19 protein-coding genes are annotated in these 22,156 nt (G+C 75.3%); 8 read left to right on the forward strand and 11 right to left on the reverse strand.

Going from position 1 to position 22,156, the window contains the following annotated elements:
• The first annotated feature begins 61 nt into the window (after window positions 1-61).
• Window positions 62-934: a glucose-1-phosphate thymidylyltransferase RfbA gene (rfbA, locus tag KJP73_RS16880; protein WP_213284042.1), complete on the forward strand. Its 873-nt coding sequence runs from the start codon at window positions 62-64 to the stop codon at window positions 932-934.
• A gap of 71 nt (window positions 935-1,005) precedes the next feature.
• Here rfbA and KJP73_RS16885 read toward each other — a convergent pair whose 3' ends face one another.
• The 4 genes from KJP73_RS16885 to KJP73_RS16900 all read right to left on the reverse strand — a co-directional run bounded on the left by KJP73_RS16885 (window position 1,006) and on the right by KJP73_RS16900 (window position 5,876).
• Complete coding sequence (locus KJP73_RS16885) at window positions 1,006-3,093, reverse strand: DUF2142 domain-containing protein (RefSeq protein WP_213284043.1); 2,088 nt, start codon at window positions 3,091-3,093, stop codon at window positions 1,006-1,008.
• 118 nt (window positions 3,094-3,211) lie between these two features.
• Window positions 3,212-4,822, reverse strand: coding sequence for a DUF2142 domain-containing protein (locus tag KJP73_RS16890; RefSeq protein ID WP_213284044.1), 1,611 nt, complete (start codon window positions 4,820-4,822; stop codon window positions 3,212-3,214).
• A complete protein-coding gene (locus tag KJP73_RS16895) occupies window positions 4,806-5,192 on the reverse strand; it encodes a DUF2304 domain-containing protein (protein ID WP_213284045.1) in 387 nt (128 codons plus the stop codon). The genes KJP73_RS16890 and KJP73_RS16895 overlap by 17 nt, the downstream gene beginning before the upstream one ends.
• 3 nt (window positions 5,193-5,195) lie before the next feature.
• Complete coding sequence (locus KJP73_RS16900; protein ID WP_213284046.1) at window positions 5,196-5,876, reverse strand: glycosyltransferase family 2 protein; 681 nt, start codon at window positions 5,874-5,876, stop codon at window positions 5,196-5,198.
• Window positions 5,877-5,970: 94 nt separating this feature from the next.
• Here KJP73_RS16900 and KJP73_RS16905 point away from each other — a divergent pair, with 94 nt between their 5' ends.
• Window positions 5,971-7,011, forward strand: a complete 1,041-nt coding sequence (locus tag KJP73_RS16905) for a hypothetical protein (protein ID WP_213284047.1) — start codon at window positions 5,971-5,973, stop codon at window positions 7,009-7,011.
• A gap of 25 nt (window positions 7,012-7,036) precedes the next feature.
• On the opposite strand, the gene KJP73_RS16910 is transcribed toward KJP73_RS16905, so the two are convergent.
• Together KJP73_RS16910 and rffA are read right to left on the reverse strand one after the other, a co-directional pair.
• A complete protein-coding gene (locus tag KJP73_RS16910; protein ID WP_213284048.1) occupies window positions 7,037-7,828 on the reverse strand; it encodes a GNAT family N-acetyltransferase in 792 nt (263 codons plus the stop codon).
• A 1-nt stretch (window position 7,829) separates the two neighbouring features.
• Complete coding sequence (rffA, locus tag KJP73_RS16915; RefSeq protein ID WP_213284049.1) at window positions 7,830-8,978, reverse strand: dTDP-4-amino-4,6-dideoxygalactose transaminase; 1,149 nt, start codon at window positions 8,976-8,978, stop codon at window positions 7,830-7,832.
• A gap of 139 nt (window positions 8,979-9,117) precedes the next feature.
• On the opposite strand from rffA, the gene KJP73_RS16920 reads away from it, so the two are divergent.
• From KJP73_RS16920 to KJP73_RS16935, 4 genes are all read left to right on the forward strand, one after another.
• Window positions 9,118-10,296: a hypothetical protein gene (locus tag KJP73_RS16920; protein WP_213284050.1), complete on the forward strand. Its 1,179-nt coding sequence runs from the start codon at window positions 9,118-9,120 to the stop codon at window positions 10,294-10,296.
• A gap of 79 nt (window positions 10,297-10,375) precedes the next feature.
• On the forward strand, window positions 10,376-10,783 hold the full coding sequence (locus KJP73_RS16925) for a GtrA family protein (protein WP_213284051.1): 408 nt from the start codon (window positions 10,376-10,378) through the stop codon (window positions 10,781-10,783).
• A 65-nt stretch (window positions 10,784-10,848) separates the two neighbouring features.
• On the forward strand, window positions 10,849-11,814 hold the full coding sequence (locus tag KJP73_RS16930; RefSeq protein ID WP_213284052.1) for a glycosyltransferase family 2 protein: 966 nt from the start codon (window positions 10,849-10,851) through the stop codon (window positions 11,812-11,814).
• A complete protein-coding gene (locus KJP73_RS16935) occupies window positions 11,811-14,198 on the forward strand; it encodes a hypothetical protein (RefSeq protein ID WP_213284053.1) in 2,388 nt (795 codons plus the stop codon). The genes KJP73_RS16930 and KJP73_RS16935 overlap by 4 nt, the downstream gene beginning before the upstream one ends.
• A gap of 39 nt (window positions 14,199-14,237) precedes the next feature.
• On the opposite strand, the gene KJP73_RS16940 is transcribed toward KJP73_RS16935, so the two are convergent.
• Genes KJP73_RS16940 through pseB form a run of 3 tightly spaced genes read right to left on the reverse strand, consistent with a single transcriptional unit; the run spans window position 14,238 to window position 17,845 of the window.
• The gene (locus tag KJP73_RS16940) at window positions 14,238-15,713 is read right to left on the reverse strand and encodes a lipopolysaccharide biosynthesis protein (RefSeq protein ID WP_213284054.1); all 1,476 of its coding nucleotides are present in this window, start codon (window positions 15,711-15,713) and stop codon (window positions 14,238-14,240) included.
• A gap of 7 nt (window positions 15,714-15,720) precedes the next feature.
• Window positions 15,721-16,851 carry a UDP-4-amino-4,6-dideoxy-N-acetyl-beta-L-altrosamine transaminase gene (gene pseC, locus KJP73_RS16945; protein WP_213284055.1) on the reverse strand — a complete coding sequence of 377 codons (1,131 nt, stop codon included), beginning with the start codon at window positions 16,849-16,851 and terminating at the stop codon, window positions 15,721-15,723.
• Between the two features lie 10 nt (window positions 16,852-16,861).
• On the reverse strand, window positions 16,862-17,845 hold the full coding sequence (pseB, locus tag KJP73_RS16950; RefSeq protein WP_213284056.1) for a UDP-N-acetylglucosamine 4,6-dehydratase (inverting): 984 nt from the start codon (window positions 17,843-17,845) through the stop codon (window positions 16,862-16,864).
• 3 nt (window positions 17,846-17,848) lie between these two features.
• Here pseB and KJP73_RS16955 point away from each other — a divergent pair, with 3 nt between their 5' ends.
• Both KJP73_RS16955 and KJP73_RS16960 read left to right on the forward strand, forming a co-directional pair.
• Entirely contained in the window at window positions 17,849-18,682 is an 834-nt protein-coding gene (locus tag KJP73_RS16955; RefSeq protein ID WP_249669482.1) for a cytidylyltransferase domain-containing protein, read from the forward strand.
• Complete coding sequence (locus KJP73_RS16960) at window positions 18,682-20,154, forward strand: bifunctional UDP-2,4-diacetamido-2,4,6-trideoxy-beta-L-altropyranose hydrolase/GNAT family N-acetyltransferase (protein ID WP_213284057.1); 1,473 nt, start codon at window positions 18,682-18,684, stop codon at window positions 20,152-20,154. The genes KJP73_RS16955 and KJP73_RS16960 overlap by 1 nt, the downstream gene beginning before the upstream one ends.
• A gap of 13 nt (window positions 20,155-20,167) precedes the next feature.
• Here the strand turns inward: KJP73_RS16960 and pseI are convergent, their stop codons facing one another.
• Together pseI and rfbD are read right to left on the reverse strand one after the other, a co-directional pair.
• Complete coding sequence (gene pseI / locus KJP73_RS16965; protein WP_249669483.1) at window positions 20,168-21,226, reverse strand: pseudaminic acid synthase; 1,059 nt, start codon at window positions 21,224-21,226, stop codon at window positions 20,168-20,170.
• Window positions 21,223-22,068, reverse strand: coding sequence for a dTDP-4-dehydrorhamnose reductase (gene rfbD, locus KJP73_RS16970; protein ID WP_213284058.1), 846 nt, complete (start codon window positions 22,066-22,068; stop codon window positions 21,223-21,225). The genes pseI and rfbD overlap by 4 nt, the downstream gene beginning before the upstream one ends.
• Between the last annotated feature and the right edge of the window lie 88 nt (window positions 22,069-22,156).

The following is a 22,156-nucleotide window of genomic DNA, read 5'->3' on the forward strand; positions in this document are numbered from 1 at the left end:
ACCACGCCCCGCCGCCGATGTCACCCGTCCGGCCCGCCTCGATGGGCCACACTGTATGACCATGCGAGGCATCATCCTGGCCGGCGGGTCCGGCACCCGACTCCACCCGATCACGCTCGGCGTGAGCAAGCAGCTCGTCCCGGTGTACGACAAGCCGATGATCTACTACCCGCTGTCCACGCTGATCCTGGCGGGGATCAAGGACGTCCTGGTCATCACGACGCCCCACGACGCGGAGCAGTTCCGCCGCCTGCTCGGCGACGGCTCCCAGTTCGGCATCTCGATCAGCTACACCGTCCAGGCGGAGCCCAACGGGCTGGCGCAGGCGTTCGTGCTCGGCGCCGACTTCGTGGGCACCGACGCCGCCGCGCTGGTGCTCGGGGACAACATCTTCTACGGGCACGGTCTCGGCTCCCAGCTGCAGCGCTTCGAGCAGATCGACGGCGCAGCGGTGTTCGCGTACCGCGTCGCGGACCCGACGGCGTACGGCGTCGTGGAGTTCGACGACGCCGGCCGCGCGCTCTCCCTCGAGGAGAAGCCCGCGCAGCCGAAGTCGTCCTACGCCGTGCCCGGCCTCTACTTCTACGACAACGACGTCATCGAGATCGCGCGGGACCTGAAGCCGTCCGCGCGCGGCGAGTACGAGATCACCGACGTGAACCGGCACTACCTGGAGCAGGGCCGGCTGCAGGTCGAGGTCCTCCCCCGCGGCACCGCCTGGCTCGACACCGGCACGTTCGACTCGCTGCTCGAGGCGTCCGACTTCGTCCGGACCATCGAGAGCCGGCAGGGCATGAAGATCGGGTCCCCGGAGGAGGTGGCCTGGCGCCGCGGCTTCCTGTCCGACGACGAGCTGCGCGTGCGCGCGGAGGGCCTGGTCAAGTCCGGGTACGGCTCCTACCTCCTCGGGCTGCTGGAGTCCGGCGACCGCTGACGCAGGCGCACCACCGGCCCCCGGCGCGGCCCGGGTCGCGGCGACCACGCCGCGCCCGGGCCGTGCGCGCGTCAGAGGTAGTACTTCTGCGCGATGACCAGGACACCGGTGACGTGCAGCGCGAGCACGCCCACGGCCACCGTCCACGCCGCGACGGCCGCCGCCGGGCGCCGGCGGCTCAGCCGCTCCGCGAGCAGCGGGGGCAGGGCGAGCAGCGCGGGGACCACGTTGAGCAGGTACCGGCCCTGCAGGAGGTTCGTCAGGCCGGTGGACGAGAAGAACCCGTACTCCACGGCGTACATCCCCGCCAGCACGCCCAGACCCGAGAGCACGCACAGGGTGATCCACCGGTCGATGTCCCGCAGCCCGGCGTCGACGGTACCGGCGCGCCGCTCGCGGACCAGGACGACCAGCCAGACCAGCACGGCCGCGGCGAGCGCGAGGTAGAGGACCCAGATCACCTGCTGCGCCCCGAACGGGAGCGGCGTGTTCACCCAGCCGAAGTTGCCCCACATCTGGTCGACCCAGAGCTGGCGGAACTCGGCGAGGTCCGGGCTGAGCTGGCTGCGCGCGTAGGTCAGGAGGTCACGCGGACCGTCCTGGGCGCCCTCCGGGAAGCCGAGGCCGGTGTCGATCCCGAGCACCCGCGCCGCCACCAGCCAGACGCCGTACGTGGCCGCGACCCCCGCGGCGGCGAGGACCGGCTCGCCGAGCAGCACCTTCCAGTCCCGCACGCGGTAGCGGATCTTGCCCAGCAGCCACCCCAGCGCGATCGGGATGACCATCAGCCCGGCGAACGGCTTCCCGAGCGCACCGAGCCCCGCGATCGCCCCGGCCGCCAGCATGAGCCAGGGCGCTCGTGCGGACCGGACCAGGCGCGCCGCGACCCACAGGGCCGCGAACCCGGCAGCGATCACCCAGGCGTCGTTGTTCACCAGGGCGAACTGGTGCGCGAGCATCGGCTGGAGCGCGATCGCCGTCACGAGGCCGGCCCGCGCCGCGCGCCGGCCGGGCAGCACCTCCCCCGCGAACAGCCACGCGAACACGATCGCCGCCACACCGAGCACGACGGACCACAGCCGCACCGCGTGGACCTGGGCGACGGTGTCGTCCACGGCGGAGTGGTAGAACGCCGCACCCACCGCGTAGTAGGGCGGCGGGTAGGACGCCGCGGGGCCGGTGCCGTCCGACTCCGTCCCCACTCCCGCGTCGGCCTCGCGCAGGTGCTCGACGGACTCCTCGTCGTAGTCGGGCCGGTCGGTCGGCTGGAACTGCGAGACCCCCATCTCGTGCGCGGCCGCGGACAGGGAGTCCGAGTAGGCCTGCGAGCGCTCGTCGGTGCTCCAGTTGGGCAGCCGGCCCTCTTCCGCGATGAACTGCACGTTCGCGAAGTGCGCGGGCTCGTCCATGCCCTGCAGCGGCGGGATCAGGACCGCCCAGAGCAGCCCGCGCGCGGCCACCAGCACGATCACCGTGACCAGGCCCCAACGGGGCCGCAGCGCCAGCAGGGCGACGCAGGCGAGCACCAGCACGCACAAGGCCACCACCCAGCCGGGCGAGCCCCACGCCGGGGCGTAGGCGGCGATCCGGTCGAGCGCCTCGGCGGCGGCCGACGGCAGCGTCCGCTCGTGGTCCCCGTAGAGCGCGACCGCGGCCGGCGTGCCGTCCAGCGTCTTCCAGAGCGCCGGCGGGAGCGTCGAGTCCTCGTCGACGGCGAGCGTCAGCGTGTACTCCTCGTCCGCCGAGTCCGGGATCGGGTCGAAGGTCACGATCGGCGTGAGCGACGTGTCCTCGATGTCCGTGCACTCGGTGTCCTGCGTCGCGATCTGCTCCCCGTCCTGCGAGAGCGTCGCGGTGAGCGTGCAGACCGCGGAGTCCGTCCACGTGCCGAGGACCATCGCGACGGCGCTGAGGTCGTCCTCCGTGGCGGTGAGCTCGAGCTCGACCGGCTCGTGCGACGCCAGGACGCCGTCACCCTCGGTCAGGGTGAAGTGCTGCGTGGCGTCGCCCTGCGTCGGGCCGACGCGCGCCGACAGGGCCAGCACGACCCCCAGCAGCACCACCACGGCGCACAGCACCGGGGCGAGCCACCGGTGCCCCCGCCGCGTGCTGCCGCCGGACGGCTCCGCGGTCACCGTCGCACCGTCCTCAGCCGTCACCGACACCTTGCCTCCTCCCGCGACGTGCCTGTCGGCACGCACGGCCAGCCATCGTGCCACAACGCCGTGGTGGTGCTGGGACCGTGACGCGACGATCCCGTGCCCTCGGCCCGGGCGGTCACACCGCCGGCGCGCCGGCCCCGGCACGGTCGGGCTCGACGCGCCCGGGCTCGGGCTCGTCGGCCTCCGCGACCCGCGCCGGGCCGCCCGCCAGCCACCCGAGGAGCAGCACGGCGGCCAGGACCGTCACCACCGCCCCCCCGAGGAGCACCGGCTCGGGCAGCAGCGGGGTCCACGGCCGCTCGACAGGCTCGAACCACGGCGCGGACGTCCCCGCCACGTACCGGCGCAGGTTCTCCCAGAAGCTCATCACGTGCACCACGCCCACGGCGGCGAGCACGATCCAGGACACCCGGCGCGCGACCTGCCCCGCGATCCCCGGGCGGGAGTCGAGCATGACCCCGGCGACGAGCGGCACGCCGACGGCGACGGCCATGAGGTACCGCCCCTGCCACGGGAGGCCGACCTGGCTCGCGTTCGGCACCTGCAGCACCACGGGCAGGGCCACGACGACCACCGCGAGGCCCAGCAGCGCGAGGGACTCGCGCCGGCGGCCCGCCGCGAGCGCCAGCGCCGTCAGCAGCCCGAGGGCGCCGGCCAGCAGCAGGTAGACCGTCCCGGGGGCGGGGGTGTCGTGCCAGCCGAACCGGCCGAACATCTGCTCGACGTACGACGACGTCAGGCGCAGCACGTTGTTGAGGGCCCGTTCGGCCGTGAGGTCCGGGAACGCCGTGATGCCGGCGCCCGAGACCGCCCCGGCGCGCAGGATCCACAGGACCGCGGCCACGGATCCCGCGATGCCCAGCGCGAGGCCCGGCCAGGCCCGCCGGTCCGTGAGCGCCGCCCGCACCGGCCCCCAGCCCGCGAGGACGGCCGCGGCCAGCACGATGATGCCCAGGTACAGCGGCGAGAAGGCCTTGGCGTTCACGAGCAGCACGACCAGGACGCCCGCCCGCCACCAGCGGCGCCCGGTCAGGGCGGGATCGGGAGCGCGGAGCGTCAGCAGCAGCGTGAGCCACAGCCCGATCCCCGCGGAGGCCTCCACCGCGTTGGGGTTCACCGTGCTGTTCATGAACACGACCATGGGCGTCATCGCCACCCCGACGGCCGGGACCACCCAGCGACGCCGGGCCGTCTCCGCGACGGTGCGCAGGCCCAGCGCGAGGCAGAAGGCGCACAGGGCCGCGCTCACGAGCCGCATCAGGTACAGCACGCCGAGGCGCGGCTCGAGCAGCGTCGGCGCCCCGACGACCGCGTAGTACAGCGGGTTGTAGTTGCCGGCCGTGGTCGCGGTGAGCTCGATCGCGCCCACGTCGCCGAAGTCGCGGGGCCAGCAGCTGGCCGGCTCGGTCGAGCGGAACGCGTAGCAGCCGGGCATCTCGTGCGTCACGGCGTAGATGCGCGGCAGCTCGGTCTGCCAGCGGCCCGGGCGCTCCTCGACGAGCTCGGCCCGGTTCACCAGCGCGGCGGCCCGGACGATGTGCGCCGGCTCGTCGGGCGACGCGCCCATCGGGTTCGCCAGCGCCCAGACGCCCGCCAGCGCGGTGAGGACCACCCACGCCGACCAGAACACCGCCCGCGGCGAGCGGTCCCGCAGCGCGGTGCGCAGCCGTCCCCGATCGGGACGGGCGGCCGTCGCGTCCTCGGTGCTCTCAGTGCTGCTCGCCACGCGCCGCTTCCTCGTCGTCGGTGTTCCCCGGCGCCGGCGCCGGGCTTCCCACGGCCTCGTCCACCGCGATCCGGCGGGCGAGCAGCGTGATCTGCTGCTCGAGCTCGCGGAACCGCCGGTAGGTCGTGACCATGTACAGCAGGAACGCCACGATCAGCCCGTACAGCAGCAGGTCGGTCCCCCGGCCGACCCCGACCACGCGGGCGATGGCGTTCCAGGCGTCCGGGAAGATCACCGACAGGGTGGCCACGAGCGCGCCGCCCACGACGGCGACGCGACGGATCGCGAGGTGCCGCGCCCCGGAGGGCACACGCAGGCCGAGGACGAAGACGGCGGCGATGGCGACGAGCAGCAGCAGCTTGATGAGCACGGGTTACCTGTAGATCATCTCGGTCAGGATGTTCACGGCGTTGAAGACGGACTGCCCCTTGGAGCGCGAGTAGTCGGTGTAGAGGATGTGCACCGGGTGCTCCACCCAGCGCAGCCGTGCGCGCCCCACCTGCTCGATGATCTCCGAGGCGTGCGCCATCCGGTTCTGCCGGATCCGCAGCGTCCCGGCCGCGCGCCGGTTGAGCGCCCGGAGCCCGTTGTGCGTGTCCGTCAGGTGCACGCCCGTCGTCGCGTTCGAGTAGACGATCGCCGCACGCAGCACGAGCCGCTTCACCAGGCCGGGGCGGGTGCGGCTGTCGAGGAACCGCGAGCCGAACACCACGTCGGCCTCGCCCGAGCGCAGCCGCTCCACCATCGCCTCGGCGTCCGTGCGCTGGTGCTGCCCGTCGGAGTCGAAGGTGACGACGTACTGGGCGCCGAGGCGCAGCGCGACCTCGATGCCGGTCTGGAGCGCCGCGCCCTGGCCGAGGTTCACCGGGTGCTGCACCACGTGCGCGCCGGCGGCGGCCGCGACGGCGGCGGAGTCGTCCGAGCTGCCGTCGTCGACGGCGACGACGAGGGGGAACGAGGTGCGCAGGTCGCGGATGACGTCGCCCACGACCGTGCCCTCGTTGTACAGGGGGACGACCACGCACGTGTCGCTGTGCTGGGCCTGGTGGGCCACGGTGACGTCTCTCCCATCGCCAAGGTGCGGACGGTCAAGCGTACCCGCGACCACGCGCCCGTCCGACGGCGCCGCGCCCCGTAGGCTCCAGGGCGTGGAGTCCCAGAACCACTACTACGGCCACAGCAGCGCCCTCGCCCGGTACGCCGGCCTGACCCGGCCGCGGCACCTGCCCGGTCTCCTGCAGCACGGGTGGACGGCGGCGTCCCCGCTGGCCACGCACTTCCGCGACTTCCCGGCGGTCGGTGCGCCCGGCGGGCGCCGGGACCGCTCGCTGTTCGTCTGGTCCCACCGCTCCCGCGCGTGGGACCCCGCGTCCGAGGACCGTCGCAGCGTGGAGGTCGGCGCGCCGTGGCACTACCTGTGCGCCGTCGCCGGCGACCGGCCGGCCGGGACCGGCGCCAGGAGCGGCACCGTCATCCTCCCGGTCCACGGCATCGCCACGCAGCCGCTGCTCGGCGACCACGCCTCCGTCGCCCGCGCCTGGGCGGCGACGGAGGGCCCGGCGACCGTGTGCCTCTACCACGTCGAGGCCGGCGACCCCCGCGTGGTCGAGGCCTACGCCGCGGCGGGGCACCGGCTCGTCACGCTCGGCACCCGCACGGACCCCGCGTTCCTCGGGCGGCTGCACACCCTGCTGACCGGGGCGGCGCGCGTCGTGTCCAACCGGTTGTCCACGCCGGTCGTGTACGCGGCGTCCCTGGGCATCGACGCGACCGTGACCGGAGACGCGATGCGGCTCGCCGGTGAGCGCCAGGACGACCCCGGGACGCTCGCCGGGCGCTGGCCGGAGTTCTACGAGCCCGGCACGTCGCTGGCCGAGCGCACCGCCGTCGCACGGGCCGAGACCGGCGCGGACGCGCTGCTCCCCCCGGACGAGCTGCGCCGGCTGCTCGGCTGGGACCGCCGCCACCCGGGGCCGTGGCTCGACCACTGGGTGCGCGCCCCGTTCGCCCGCGCGGCGACCCAGCTGCGCCGCCGCGCGTCCGGGCCGCAGGCGCACGCGCCCGCCGGGGACGTGCCGTCGCTGTCGTTCGGGGCGTGGTTCGCGGCGGCGACCGAGTACCTGCCGCGTCCCCTGGGTGCCGCCCCGGACGCCCCGGGTGCGCCGCTGCCGGTCGGCGTGGGCGCCTGACCGGTCGCCCCGGGGCGTGCGCCCGTCAGCGGGCCCGCGCCGCCCGCAGCGTCTCGCGATCCACGAGGTGCACCGTCTCGACCGCCGCGAACGGCCGCAGGCCGGCGCGTGCCCATGCCCGCTGGACCCGCACGTTGTGCACCTGCGTGGAGATGACGAGGCGCGACAGCCCGCGCTCCAGCGCCCATGCCTGCACCGCCACGAGGAGGTCGCCGTAGAGCCCCCGGCCCTGTGCCGACGGGACGAGACCGGCCAGCAGCACCTCGACGTGGTCGTCGGCCCGTTCGAGCGTGGCCACGCCCACGCAGGCCCCGTCGACCGTCTGCACGAGCACGTCGTCGGACTCGCGCGCGAGCGAACCCGTCGCCCACTCCTCGTACCCGGCGAGCGCCGCGTCGCGGTCCAGCAGCGGGTCGGCGGTGTAGTGGTTGCCGTAGTCGGCGAACGACGAGCGCACGACCTCGCGCACCGCCGCCTCGGCGGCGTCCCCGCCCAGCTCACCCGGACCGACGACCGCGCTGCGCGCGGGCGCACCGACGGAACCGTGCTCGAGCGCCTTCTCCCAGTACGTCAGCGCGCCCGCCGGCAGCACCGCCCGGGAGCCCGACGCGAGCAGCGCGGGCACCTCCTGCCGGCCCGCGTCGTACCGCACGACCAGGACGTCGGCCGCCGAACCGGCCACCAGGGCGGCGAGCTCGTCGGGGTCGAGCGCCCCGGCGCCGATCGTCAGCCGGCTCACGGCGCGGCCGAACCGGGCGGACTCGGCGGGCGAGTCCGCGAGCACGAGGCCGGGTGCCGCGAGCTGGTCCCAGGACACGTCAGACGGCCACGGGCCGGAAGTCCAGGACGGCGTCGCGCACCCGTTCGGCGGCTGCCGAGCCCATGCCGGCCCACAGCGGGAGGCGCACGAGCCGCTCGGAGAAGTCGTCCGTCGCGGTGCACGGCCCCGGCGTACGCCCGAACCGCCGGCCGGCCACGGAGGAGTGCAGCGGGATGTAGTGGAACGTCGCCCCCACCCCGCTCGCCCGCAGGTGGGCGAGCAGCCCGTCGCGCGACGCCGCGTCCGGGGTCAGCAGCCAGAACACGTGGGCCGGGTGCTCGGACCGCGCGGGCGGCGACATCAACGTCGCACCGATGGTGTCCGCCCAGTCCGCGAGCTCCCGGGCGTAGAAGTCCCAGATCGAGTGCCGCTCGCCCTGGATGGTGTCGAACGCCTCCAGCTGCGCCGTCAGGATCGCGGCCGTCAGCTCGCTCGGCAGGTAGCTGGACCCCCGGTCGATCCAGCTGTACTTGTCCACCTCGCCGCGCAGGAACCGCGACCGGTCGGTGCCCTTCTCCCGCAGCACCTCGGCCCGCGGGCGGAGCCGCGCGTCGTTCACCAGGAGCGCGCCGCCCTCGCCGCACTGGATGTTCTTCGTCGCGTGGAAGCTCTGCGCCGCCAGCACGCCGAACGTCCCGCAGCCCTGGCCGTCCCACCGGGCGCCGAGGCCGTGCGCGTTGTCCTCCACGACCGCGACCCCCGCCGCGTCCGCGACCTCGAGCACGCGGCGCATGTCGGGGGCGACGCCGCCGTAGTGCACGACGTAGACCGCCCGGGTCCGCGGGGTGATCGCCGCCGCGAACGAGTCCACGTCCATGCTGCCCGTGGCCGGGTCGATGTCGACGAACACCGGCGTCGCACCCGTCATGATCACGGAGGCAGCCGTCGTGGAGAACGTGAAGCTCGGCACGACGACCTCGTCGCCCGGCTCCAGGTCCAGCAGCCAGCTCGCCAGCTCCAGGGCGTGCGTGCCCGACCCCGTCAGCAGGGAGTGCTGCGCACCCGTCACCGACTCCACCAGGCGCGCCGCGCGCGCGGTGAAGGGACCGTCCCCGTGGGTGTGCCCGCTCTCGAGCACCTGATCCAGGTACGCGAGCTCACCGGGCGCCCGGAAGGGCTTGGAGAAGGGGATCCACACGTCGCTCATCGCCGCCAGGATAGGGCCTGCTGCGACCCCCTACACTTCCCGGGTGCCCGCCGTGTCCGCCGTGTCCCGACCGGGAGGTCGGGGACGTCCCGGTCCCCGGCCGCCCGCCAGCCGGCACGCGGCACCGCGCCGACGGCGCGTGCCCGGCCCGGACCTGGGGTGGCTGGCCCTGGCCCTCGCGGTCACGGTCGCGGTCGCCGCACCGGTCCTGTTCCGGCTGAGCGCCCCGGGCGCGTCCTCCGACATCCAGTTCCACTCCGCGATGGCGGCACAGATGGTGCGCGTCGGCGGCGGCTTCGCGTACTCCACCTGGTACTGGGTGGTCCACCTGGCCAGCGGGGGCTCCGCGTCGGTCTCCGCCCTGCGCACCGCGTCGTTCGTGATGCTGCTCCTCGCCGTCGTGGCGAAGATGGTGCTCAGCTACGCGTTCGCGCGCCGGCGGGTCGCCGCCCCCGTGGCCGCGGCGGTCGCGGTCCTCGCGTGCGTGGCGATGCCGCTGATCGACCCGTCACGGCCCCGCGAGATCTACATCGGGCAGATCAGCGCGAACGTGTGGCACAACTCGACGCTCATCTTCGCGATGCCGTTCTCGCTCCTCGCCTTCATGGCGGCGGTCCGGCTGCTCGAGCGCCCGTCCCACCTGCGCGCCCTGGTGTTCGGCCTCGCGATGGCGGTGTCGACCTCCGCCAAGCCCAACCTGACGCTGGCGCTGCTGCCCGTCGTCTGCGTGTGGCTCGTGCTGCGCCGGCCCGAGGGGCCCGGTGGCAGCCGGTGGACCGGGCTCCTGCAGGCGGTCGTCGCGGGGGTCCCGTCCGCGGCGCTGCTGCTCTTCCAGTACACGCACACGTTCGGGGAAGGTGGCGCACGGGGGACGCAGACGGTGCTCGCGCCCCTGGCGAACTGGGCGATGCTGTCGCCCGACGTGCTCGTGTCGGCCCTGGTGTCCGTGGCCGGACCGGCCGTCGCGCTCGCCGTGCTCCCGCGGGTGAGCCGGCGCCGCCCGGAGGTCGTCCTCGCCTGGTCGACGTTCACCGTGGCCGCGCTCCAGATGGCCCTGCTCGCCGAGACCTCGCCCGAGGGCGTCGTCCTGAAGGACGGCAACTTCTTCTGGGGGGCGCACGCCGCGATGTTCCTCGTCTTCCTCGTGACGACGACCGAGCTGTGCGCGTCGGTCCGCCCGGGACTGACAGGCCTGCGACGCGCCGGCGCCGTGGTGGCCGCGGTCCTCCTCGTGCTCCACGCCGTGTCGGGGGTCTACTACGCCGCGCGAGCGGGCGTCGACGGCTTCCCGGTGACGATGGAGCTCGACGGCAGGTGACCCGGTCCGCTCCCGCCGGGCTCGCCTACACTCGGGCCGTGCCCCAGCCCTCTCCGTGCGTTCCCGCGCGCCCGCAGCGATGAACGGCCCGATCACCCTCGTCCGCGCCGCGTACGCCAACGAGCAGATCCGCTACCTGATGGTCGCCGGGACCACGACGCTGCTGTACCTCGGGCTGCTCGCCGCGCTCCTCGCGACCGGGCTGCCGTACATGGTGGCCATCCTCGTGGCGCAGGCGCTGATCATCGCCCTCGCGTTCCCGACCTACCGCCGCCTGATCTTCCGGTCCACCCGGCCGTGGCGCCAGGACCTGCCCCGGTTCGTCGGCGTGTGGGGCGGCGGGTTCGTCGCCGGGCTCGTGGCCACACCGCTGCTCGTCGAGCTGGTGGGCATCCCGCCGCTGCCCGCCCAGGTGCTCGCCGTCGTGGTCGTCGCCGTGCTGTCCTACCTCGGGCACCGGTACATCAGCTTCCGGTCCGCCCGGTGACCGCGCACCCCGGCACCACGTCGTCCGCGGCCGTCCCGGCCTCGCCCATGCGGCATCCTGGTCCGATGCACGTCAGCGTCGTCATCCCCTGCTACCGGTCGGAGAGCACCCTCGGCGACGTGGTCTCCGACGTGCTCGCCGAGCTCGCGCCCTCCGGCGTCACCGCACCGCCGGTCGAGGACTTCGAGGTCATCCTCGTCGTCGACGGGAGCCCGGACGGCACCGCCCGCGTCGCGCGGGACCTGGCCGCAGCGCACCCCGACCGCGTGCGCGCCGTCGAGCTCCGCCGCAACTACGGGCAGCACAACGCGCTGATCGCCGGGATCCGGCGCGCCCGGCACGACGTCGTCGTGACGATGGACGACGACCGGCAGCACCGCGCGGACCAGATCGCCGCCCTGCTCGGGGCCCTCACCGACGACGTGGACCTGGTCTACGGCGTGGCCGTCGAGGAGGAGCACGGGGTGCTCCGGTCGGCCGCCTCCCGGCTCGTGAAGCGCACCCTCGCCATGGCCGGCGTCCCGCGCGCAGAGGACGTGAGCGCCTTCCGGGCGTTCCGGACCTCGCTGCGCGACGCCTTCACGCACGTCACGGACCCGTACAGCTCGCTGGACGTGCTCCTGTCGTGGGCGACCACCTCGATCACGCGCGTCGTGGTCCGCATGGACGAACGCACGATCGGCACCTCGTCGTACACGCTGCGCTCGCTGGTGCGGCACGCCCTCAACATGGTCACCGGCTACAGCAACGTGCCGTTGCGGATGGTCGCCTGGCTGGGCTGGTTCTGCGCCGCGCTCGGCATCCTGCTCGGCGCCGTCGTGGTGTGGAAGTTCACGACCGGCGAGACCACCGTCGCGGGGTTCACCACCATCGCCGCGATGGTCGCCCTCTTCTCGGGCGCCCAGATGCTCTCGCTCGGCGTGATCGGCGAGTACCTGGGGCGGCTGCACACCCGCAGCATGGGCAAGCCCACCTACGCCGTCCGCCGCGACAGCCACGTCCTCGAGAGCGACGCGCGGGACGACACGTGAGCGTCGACGCCCGACGCGGCACCGCCGGGCCGGGCGGCCCGGGTCCCGACCCCGCTCCCCCGGTCGCCCGGCACGCACGGCCCGGAGCCGGGGGGACCGCGCGCCCGGTCCTGCTCGCCGCGCTCCGGTACCTGCCCACGGTCACGGCGACCGTGGTGGTGCTCGCGGTCCTGCACCGGTACGGCACCCCGGTGCCGGTCGCACTGGGGTACCTCCTGCACCTGGCGCTCACCGCCTCCCTCCCCGGCGCGCTCGTGTGGCGGGCCGTCCGGGGCGCTCGGGTCTCGTTCGTCGAGGACGTCGCTGTCGGGACCGCGCTGGGCCTCGCGGTCCAGGTCCTCCTGGCGTTTGCGCTGTCCCCCGTGCACCTGTCCACCTGGTCGTGGCTGTGGGCGCCGGCCGCCGTCATCGCCTCGCTCGCGGTGCGCCGCTGGCGGGTGGCCGCCTGGTCCCGCCCCGGGCCCGCCTCGACGGACCCGTTCTCCGCGTGGGTGCAGGCCGGGACCGTCGTCGCGGCCACCGTGTGGCTCGCGGCGACCGCCCTCGCAGGCAACCCCGTGACGTACGCGGACGGATCCGGTCCGTGGAGCCGGGCGATCCCCGCCTCGGTGTACGTGGACCTGCCGTTCCACCACGCCATCGCCGCCGGCGTGGACACGTACTACCCGCTCGTCTACCCCTACCTGTACGACGAGCCGCTGCACTACCACCTGTTCGTGTACGAGCACCTGGCCGTCGCAGCGCACTCGGCCGGGCTCGACCTCACGTGGCTGCTGTACCGGACCGAACCCGTGGCCCTCGTCGCGCTCGGCGTCGTCCTGGTCGGTGTGCTGGCGCGCCGGCTGACCGGTGTCGGGTGGGCGGCTCCGCTGGCCGCCGCCGTCGTGACCCTGTCGTCGTCGGCCAACGTGTACGGGTGGACGGCGTTCCCGTTCCAGAACCCCGGCTTCCTGCACTTCGCGACCTACCGCAGCCCGACGCAGACATTCGGCATCGCCCTGTTCCTCGCGGCCCTGACCGCCGCGGTGGCCCTGCTGCGCGGCGGCCGGCTGCGCGGGAGCCTGCCGCTGCTCGGTGTGTTCACGGTGCTCGCGTGGGGCGCCGGCGGATCGAAGTCGACCTTCCTGCCGGTCCTCGTCGCGGGTCTGGCCCTCGCCGTCGTCGTCGGTCTGGTCCTGCGGGCGGCCGCCGCCCGCGTCGCCGCCGCGCTGCTCGGCATCTCCGTCGCCGGCTTCGGGCTGCTGCTCGTGCTCGTGCTCGGCGGCCAGTCCGGCAGCCTGGCGATCACGCCGTTCACGACGACCCGGGCGTTCGCCGCGGCGCAGCTCGTCGCCGACCCGGCGAGCGGCCGCCACACCGCGATCATCACCGCGCTGGCGCTGGCGTCGTGGTTGTGCGCCGCCAGCGGGCTGCTCCTGCTCGTCCGGCGTGCCGTCCTGCGTGACGTCACCTTCTGGCTGCTCCTGGGCGTGGCAGGGGCGGGCATCGGCGCGTGCCTGCTGACCACGGCCAACGGCCTCAGCCAGCTCTACTTCCTGTACGCGTCGTGGCCCCTCCTCGGGGTGCTCACCACGTGGGGCGTCGTGGTCGCGGTGCGCGCGTGGCCCCGGTGGACGCTGACCCTGGTACCGGCCGGCCTGCTCGCCGGGATGGTGCTGCTGTGGGCGGTTCGACGCGTCGACGGGCTCGCCGCTCCCGTCGCGGCCCCGGCACCGGCCTTCCCGTACCGGGCGATGGCGGGACCGTGGGCCCTGCTGCTCGCCGGCGCCGTGGTGCTCGCCCTGGTCGTGGCCGCCGCCGCGCTCGTCCGGTCGCGCAGGGGTCCCGGGGTTCCCGTGGCGCCGGTGACGGCCGCCCTCGTCACCTTCAGCCTGGTGCTCACCGGCGCCGCCATGCTGCAGCGCACCACCGAGACGATCCGCGCCGCCGGGTCGGTTGTCCGCGACGGGCCCGGCCCGGGCGAGGGCTACCCCGTCCCCCGGAGCGGTGCCCTCGCGGCTCTGCTCGTGCGCGACAGCTCCTCGCCCGACGAGGTGGTCGCGACCAACGCCCACTGCTACGGGCCCCCCGAGGCGTGCGACACCCGGCACTTCTGGGTGTCCGCCCTCACGGAGCGGCGGGTCCTCGTGGAGGGCTGGGCGTACCCGGAGGGCTTCCGCCCGGGGCAGACCCGGACCAGCCCGTTCTGGGACGCCGAGCGCTACCAGGCGAACGAGGCCGTGTTCCAGGACCCGGACGAGGCCGCGGTGGCCCGGCTCGCCGACGAGTGGGGCGTCCGCTGGCTGCTCGTGGACCGCACGCTGGGCCTCGAGAGCCCGGAGCTCCGCCGGTACGCGGAGCTCGTGCACGAGGACGACGACGCCGCGGTGTACCGGATCCGGTGAGCCCCTCCGGGTCGTCGGCCCGCGGCCCGACGCGACCCGTCAGGCCCGGTCGGCCGCCGCCGGACGTGCCTGCCGGCGCACGGCGACGAACCCGCCGGCGCCCAGGAGCAGCGCCGCCCCGACCCGGGCCCAGGACCCCGCCCCGGACAGGGGCAGCAGCGCCCCCGCCGCCCCGACGACGAGCCACAGCACCACGACGAGCGGCATGACCGGCGGCCACCACGGGTGGTCGGCGACCCGGCGCTGGACGGCGGTCGTGGCGACCGCCAGGAGCAGGTACGCCACCAGGTACCCCGCGCCGATGCCGGCGAGCCCCCACACCTCGGCGAGCAGCGCCCCGGCGCCCAGCCCGACCGCCACCGCGGCGGGGGTGCTGACGGCCAGCCACCCGGTGCGCCCCCGCGCGAAGACCAGGTGGCCGCTCGCGAGGTAGACGACCGACGGCAGCGCGGCGGCGCAGGCCAGCGCGACGGCGGGGACGAGGTCGGCCGGCCGGTAGGACGCGGGCGCGGCGAACCGGACGAGCCACGGCGCGAGCAGCGCCACGCCCCCCGCGAGCACGACCGACACCAGCGCGATCACCCGGGACGTCTCGTCGAGCACGCGACCGCGGTCCCCGGGGTGGGCGCGGTACACGACGGGCGCCCAGGCGTTGTTGAGCCCGGCCGTCACCACCGTCGCGCCCGCGCCGATCGTGAGCGCGACGTTCGCCCGCCCGCCGTCGCCCAGCACCCGGTCAGCGACGACGACGAGCCCGGCGAGCGCGAGGTAGAGCGACACCTGGTGCGGCACGGTGGGAGCCCCCACCCGCAGCGCGTCCCGGAGGCCGCGCCGGGTGAGGTGCAGCGGCCCGGAGCGGAGCACGAGCAGGAGGCCCGCGACCCCCGCGAGCAGGTACCCCCCGGTGACCCCCGACAGGTAGACCACCGCGGTCGGCCCGGCGACCGCGACCGCCACCAGGCCCGCGGCCGGGCCCACGAGGCTGGCGGCCACCGCCAGGAGCACGAACGGCCCGGGACGGTCCGCACCGCGCAGGTACGCCTGGGCCAGCACCATCCACGCCCCGCCCGCCCCGGCGACGAGCGCGAGCAGCACCTCGACCGTGAACGGCCTCCCGAGCAGCAGCGGGGCCCAGAGCGGACCGGTGACGGCGAGCACGGTGGTGAGCAGCGTCGCCACCCCCGCACCGGCGAGCACCACACCCCGCGCGCCCGGCGCGCCGTCCGCGTCCAGCACGTACTGCCGCGTGATCGCCGCGCCCAGGCCGAGCGCGACGAGGATGTACGCGACCTGCACGACCACGGTCGCCACGGCGACCAGGTCGTACTGCGGCACGGGCAGCAGCCGGGTGACGACCGGCACGACGGCGAGCGCCGCGAGCGCCGGACCGGCCGTCGCGATCGTGTACAGCGACCCCCGCCCGAGGACGGCGCGCGTGGCGGACGGCTGCCCGGCCGCCACGACGGGGTCGCCGGCCGCGGTCTCCGAGGGGTCGCCGGGGACGGGTGAGCTCACGGCGGGCTCAGCGGCCCGTGACCGCGCGGCGCACCTCGTCGACCACCCGGTCCACCTGCGCGTCCGTCAGGTCCGGGAACAGCGGCAGCGAGATCTCCTGCCGGTAGTACTCCTCGGCGTTCGGGCACATCCCCCGGCGGTACCCCAGGTCCTCGAAGACGGGGTGCCAGTACGCGGGGACGTAGTTCACCTGCACGCCGATGCCCGCGGCCCGCAGGCTCTCGAACACCTCGCGACGACGGCCCTCGAGCACGCGCATCGGGTACAGGTGCCAGGCGGGCTTCGCCTCCGCCCGGCGGGCGGGCGTCAGCACGCCGTCGAGGTCCCGCAGGCCGTCGTCGTACCGGGCGTGGATCTCGGCGCGGCGGGCCCGGAAGGCCTCGAGGCGCCGCAGCTGGGAGGTGCCGAGCGCGGCCAGCACGTCCGGGAGCCGGTAGTTCAGGCCGAACTCGTGCACCTCCTGGTGCCACGGGCCCTCGTCCGGGAACCGCTGCAGCGCGGGGTCGCGGACCAGCCCGTGGTTCTTGAACCGGCGTGCCCGGGCCTCCAGCGCGGGGTCGGCGGTGACGACGGCGCCCCCCTCGGCGGTGGTGAGGTTCTTGGTCGGGAAGAACGACAGCGTCGTGAGGTCGGCGAACGAGCCCACGGGCCGGCCGTGCCACGTCGAGCCGATCGAGTGCGCGGCGTCCTCCAGGAAGAGCGCGCCGTGCTCGTGCGCGAGGGCCGCGAACGCGTCCGGGCTGGCGGGCAGGCCGGCGTAGTCGACCGCCGCCACCACCCGGGTGCGCCCGGTGATCGCCGCGCGCGCGGCGTCCACGTCCAGGTTCCCGGTGTCGGGCTCCACGTCGGCGAACACCACCGTGGCACCGTGCAGCGCCGCGCCGGCCGCCGTGGCGACGAACGTCAGCGGCGTGGTCACGACCTCGTCACCCGGGCCGACCCCCGCCGCCGCGTAGGCCACGTGCAGCGCCGCGGTCCCGGATGTCACGCTGAGGGCAGCCCCGCCGCCGACGTGCTCGGACACCGCGGCCTCGAACGCGTCGACCGCCGGACCGGTCGTCAGCCAGTCGCTGCGGAGCGCGTCGACGACGGCCGCGACGTCCGCGTCGTCGATCGACTGGCGCCCGTAGGGCAGCACCGCCGCCGCCTCAGGCGAACCGCGCGACCATGTCGCGCAGCTCGTCGGTGCCCAGCCACAGGTCGTTCGTGTCGGACCGGTAGGTCCAGCCGTCCTCGACCGGCTCGCCGCCCGCGGGCGTCTCGTAGCCCCAGCCGCTCACGTAGGGCATGACGACGTACCGGTCGCCGAGCCGCACCGTCCGGCGCGAGTCGTCGGGGGCGATCATCTCCTCGTGCAGCTTCTCGCCGGGGCGGATGCCGATCTCGTGCATCGCCGCACCGGGGGCGACGGCCTGCGCCAGGTCCGTGACCTTCATGCTCGGGATGCGGGGCACGTACAGCTCGCCGCCCGTCATCAGCTCGAACGAGTCCAGGACGAACTGCACGGCCTGCGGGAGGGTGATCCAGAACCGGGTCATCCGCAGGTCCGTGATCGGCAGCGACGCGCCCTCCTCGGCGAGCCGCCGGAACACCGGGATGACCGAGCCGCGCGAGCCCATGACGTTGCCGTACCGCACCACCGAGAACCGCGTGTCGTACGCCGCGGCGTAGTGGTTGCCGGACACGAACATGCGGTCCGCGCACAGCTTCGTCGCGCCGTACAGGTTGATCGGGCTCGACGCCTTGTCGGTGGACAGGGCCACGACCTTCTTCACGCCCGCGTCGATGGAGGCGTCGATGATGTTCTGCGAGCCGTTGACGTTGGTCTGCACGTACTCGAAGGGGTTGTACTCCGCCGTGTCGACCTGCTTCAGCGCCGCCGCGTGCACCACGTAGTCCACGCCGTGCATGGCCCGGTCGAGCCGCTGCCGGTCACGGATGTCCCCGATGAACCAGCGCAGGCGGGGGTCGTCGTCGAAGTGGCGGCGCACCTCGTACTGCTTGAGCTCGTCCCGGCTGAAGACCACGAGCCGGCGCGGGTCGTGGTGGTCCAGCACCTCGCGGAGGAACGCCTTCCCGAAGGACCCCGTGCCTCCGGTGATGAGGATCGAGGCCCCGGTGAGCAGAGACATGCCGTGGAACTCCAGACGGTCGGTCGGTGGCGCGCGGCGCCGCCGCGCGGGGCGGTGCGCCCGATGCAGCATCATGGCACGGTGCACAACGAGCCCACCTCCCGCCGTGCCCGCGTCGTCGCCGTGATCCAGGCCAGGACGGGCTCCTCCCGGCTGCCGGGCAAGGTGCTGCTGCCGCTGGCGGGTCGCCCGGTGCTGGGCTGGGTGGTGCGCGCCGCGCTGGCCGCGCCCGGCGTGGACGAGGTCGTGGTCGCCACGTCCACCGCCCCGGGGGACGACGCCGTCGCCGACCTGGCGGCGGCGCTCGGGGTCCTGGTCGTGCGCGGCAGCGAGCTCGACGTCCTGGCCCGGTTCGTGGCCGCACGGGACGCCGTGGACGCCGACGCCGTGGTCCGGCTGACCGCGGACTGCCCGCTGCTGGACCCCGACCTCATCGGTGCCGTGGTCGGCGCGTGGCGGGCGGACCCCACGCTGGACTACGTCGCGACCACGCTGGTCCGGACGCTGCCGCGCGGGCTCGACGTGGAGCTCGTGTCGTCCGCCGCGCTCGACGCCGCCGACACCGTGGCGCGCGACCACCACCGGGTGCACGTCACCTCCGCTCTGTACGCGCACCCCGGCGAGTTCCGGACGCTCGGGCTGGTGGTGGCGCCGGACGCGCACGACCTGCGGGTGACCCTGGACACGGCGCAGGACGCGGCGCTGCTCGACGCCCTGGCCACCGAGCTGGGCGACGCCCCGGTCCGGTGGCGCCAGCTCGTCGCCCTGCTGCGCTCCCGCCCCGACCTCGTGGCGCTGAACGCGGACGTGCGGCAGAAGGCGCTCGAGGAGGCGTGATGCGCGTCCTGCTGCGCTGCGACGCCAGCGCGGGGTCCGGGGTGGGCCACCTGGTCCGCTGCCTGGCCCTGGCGGAGGCCGCCCGCTCCCGGGGGTGGGACGTCGCGCTGCTCGGCGACGTCGACGCGCCGCTCGGCCGGCGGCTCGTGGCGGGCGCCGGGCTGACGGTGCTCCCGGCGCCCGATGACCCCGCGGGGCTGGTCGTCGCGGCCGCCCGCGCCGACGTCCTGCACGTGGACCACTACGGCGTCGCCGGCGACCTGCGCACGCCCGGCGGGCCGCTGGTCTCGTCGATGGAGGACGGCACCTTCGGTCGGCGGCCCGCCGACGTGGTGGTGGACTCCACCCTGGGCGCCGAGCACGCGCACCGGCCCGACGACGGCTCCGGGACGGTCCTGCTCGGGGTGGCCTACGCGCCGCTGCGGGCGTCCGTGCGTGCGGCGCGAGCCGCCCGGGCAGCGCAGCCGGCGCAGGACGTCACCACCGCGCCCGGAGCCGCGGCTCGTTCCGGCGACGTCCTCGTGGTCATGGGCGGCACCGACGCGTTCGGCGTCAGCGCCGCCGCCGCCCGGGTGGCGCGGCTGGCGGGCGCGACGCGGGTGCGGGTGGTCGCCGGGGCCGACGTCGCCGAGCGGGTGCGTGCCGCGGAGCCCGGCGCGGAGGTGCTGCCGCCGCAGGAGGACCTCCCGGCTCTCGCGGCCACGGCGGGCGTCGTGGTGAGCGCGGCCGGGACGTCCGTGTGGGAGCTCGCGTGCGTCGGGGTGCCGACGGCGCTGGTCGCGGTCACCGAGAACCAGCGTGCCGGCTACGAGCGCGCCGTGACCGCGGGGATCGCCGCCGGGCTCGGGCCGGTCCAGGACGTGCGAGGTGCCGGCGCGGGCCCGGTCGGCGCCCTGCGCGGCCTGCTCGCCGACCCCGCCCGCGCCGCCGCGCTCGGGACCGCCGGGCGGGCCCTGGTCGACGGGCTCGGCGCGGACCGGGTGCTCGACGCCTGGTGGGCGGCCACCGGGCGGCCCGTGCTCGCCGCCCGGGGTGCCGGCCCCGCGGACGCGGACCTGCTCCTGGGCTGGCGCAACGACCCGGCGACCCGCGAGTCGTCCCGCTCGCAGGACCCGGTCGCGCGCGCCGACCACGTGCGCTGGCTCGACGGCGTGCTCGCCGACCCCGACCGGGTGCTGCTCGTCGTCGAGCACACCGGGCACCCCGCGGGCACCGTGCGGTTCGACCGGGTGGACGACGCGCTGTGGGAGGTGTCGATCACCGTGGCGCCCCACGCCCGGGGCCGGGGCCTCGCCGCCCGGGTGCTGGCTGCCGGGGAGGCGGCCTGGCGGGACCGCGTCGGCGACGGCCCCGCCGTGCTCGCGTGCGTGCGACCCGGCAACCGCGCGTCGGCCCGGCTGTTCGAGGCGGCGGGCTACCGCCGCCGGGACCAGCCGGGCGAGGACGGGCTCGACGCGTACGTGAAGCCCTGACGCGGCGTCGGGGTCAGACGAGCTCCCACGTCAGCGCGGTGCCCCGCGCCACGTCCGTCCGGAAGGTGCGGCCGAGCACCACGTCGAGGTGCGCCGGCTCCAGGCCCCCCGCCGGGCGGATCGAGCGCACGTTGTCCTCGGTGACGACGTCGCCCGCGCGCACGTCCGCCACCACGTAGAGCGAGCGCCGCAGCCGGCGGCTCTCGGCCTCCCCGGCGGTGGGGTCGAGCCGCACCGTGCCGAGCGCCTGCCAGGCGACCTCGGTCTCCGTGGCCAGCGCGGCCAGCTCGTGCGGCTCCAGCGAGAAGTCGGAGTCCACGCCGCCGTCGGCCCGCGACAGCGTCACGTGCTTCTCGACCAGGCAGGCACCCAGCGCCACGGCCGCGACCGCCGCGCCGATGCCCTTGGTGTGGTCCGACAGGCCGACCACCACGTCGAAGGCGTCCCGGATGACGGGGATCGACCGCAGGTTCGACTCGGTGGGCAGCGCCGGGTACGACGAGGTGCACGCCAGCACGACGACCTGGTCGTTGCCCTCCGCGCGGATCGTGCGGACCGCCGTGTCGACGTCCGTGATCGAGGCGGCGCCGGTCGAGATGACGACCGGCTTGCCCGTGCGCGCGACCTGGCGCAGGAGCGCGAGGTCGCCGATCTCGAGCGAGGCGATCTTGTACAGGTCGGCACCGAGGTCCTCGAGCAGCTCGACCGCGGTCGCGTCGAAGGGGCTCGAGAACGGCACCAGGCCGTGCTCCCGCGCCCGCTCGAAGATCGGCGCGTGCCACTCCCAGGGGGTGTGCGCCTCCTCGTACAGCTGGTAGAGGTTCTTGCCGCCCCACAGCTCGTGCCCGTCGGACACGCGGAAGGCCGGGCCGTCGGCGTCGATGGTGATCGTGTCGGCCCGGTACGTCTGGAGCTTCAGCGCCTGCGCGCCGGACTCGGCGACCGCGTCGACGATCGCGAGCGCCCGGCCGAGGTCGCCGTTGTGGTTGCCGGACATCTCGGCGACGACGAACGGGCGGTGGTGGGCGTCGACGGTGTGCGCGCCGACCTTCAGGGAACGGTCGCTGGTCACGCCAGCACCTCCTTCGCAGCGGTGGACCACCGCTGCTGCCAGTCTCCGACCGGCTCGACGCCGGCTGCACGCAGGGCGTCGTGGCCGAGCACGGAGAACGCGGGACGCGGGGCCGGACGGACGTAGCCCTCGCTCGTGGTCGGACGGACGATCTCGGGGTCCAGGCCGGCCGCCTCGACGACCTCGCGGGCGAACCCGAACCAGGACGTCCGGCCCGAGGAGGTCGCGTGGTAGGTGCCGGCCGGGGCCTGCGCGTCGACGAGGCGGACGGCGAGGTCCGCCACGTCGGCGGTCCAGGTCGGCTGGCCGACCTGGTCGTCCACCACGTCGAGTGAGCCGCGCTCGGCGGCGACCCGGGCGATGGTCTTCGGGAAGCAGCCGCCGCCGGCGCCGTACAGCCACGCGGTCCGCAGGACGAGGTGGTCGGGCGCCTCGGCGCGCACCGCCCACTCCCCCGCGAGCTTGGTGCGCCCGTAGGCCGACCGCGGCGCGGCGAACCCGTCCTCGGCGTACGGCTCGGAGGCGTGCCCGTCGAAGACGTAGTCCGTCGACACGTGCACCAGGCGGGCACGGTGCCGGGCGGCTGCGCGGGCGAGCGCCTGCGGGCCGACGGCGTTCACGGCGAAGGCCTCGGCCTCCCGGGTCTCGGCGTCGTCCACCGCGGTCCACGCGGCGCAGTTCGCCACCACGTCGAAGCCCGCGACCGCGTCGAGGACGGCCGCGCCGTCCGTGACGTCCAGGTCGCCGCGGCCGAGCGCGACGACCTCGTGGCCGTCCTCCCGCACCCGCGCGACCAGGTCCTGGCCCAGCATGCCCCGGGCTCCCGTCACCAACCAGCGCACCGCATCCTCATCTCGCCTCGACGTCCGTCCAGGGCCAGGGTAGTCGCCGCGGGTAGTCTGAGCCGCGCCGCGCGGCCCGCGCGCACCG

The organism is Cellulomonas hominis, assembly GCF_901521055.1.
GTDB lineage: Bacteria > Actinomycetota > Actinomycetes > Actinomycetales > Cellulomonadaceae > Cellulomonas > Cellulomonas endometrii.

Excerpts from the sequence above, each read along its gene's own strand:
- rffA (WP_213284049.1), bottom strand. The coding sequence starts at position 8,978 with ATGAGCGACGTGTGGATCCCCTTCTCCAAGCCCTTCCGGGCGCCCGGT.
- KJP73_RS16930 (WP_213284052.1), top strand. The coding sequence starts at position 10,849 with ATGCACGTCAGCGTCGTCATCCCCTGCTACCGGTCGGAGAGCACCCTC.
- rfbA (WP_213284042.1), top strand. The coding sequence starts at position 62 with ATGCGAGGCATCATCCTGGCCGGCGGGTCCGGCACCCGACTCCACCCG.
- KJP73_RS16925 (WP_213284051.1), top strand. The coding sequence starts at position 10,376 with ATGAACGGCCCGATCACCCTCGTCCGCGCCGCGTACGCCAACGAGCAG.
- KJP73_RS16960 (WP_213284057.1), top strand. The coding sequence starts at position 18,682 with ATGCGCGTCCTGCTGCGCTGCGACGCCAGCGCGGGGTCCGGGGTGGGC.
- pseB (WP_213284056.1), bottom strand. The coding sequence starts at position 17,845 with ATGTCTCTGCTCACCGGGGCCTCGATCCTCATCACCGGAGGCACGGGG.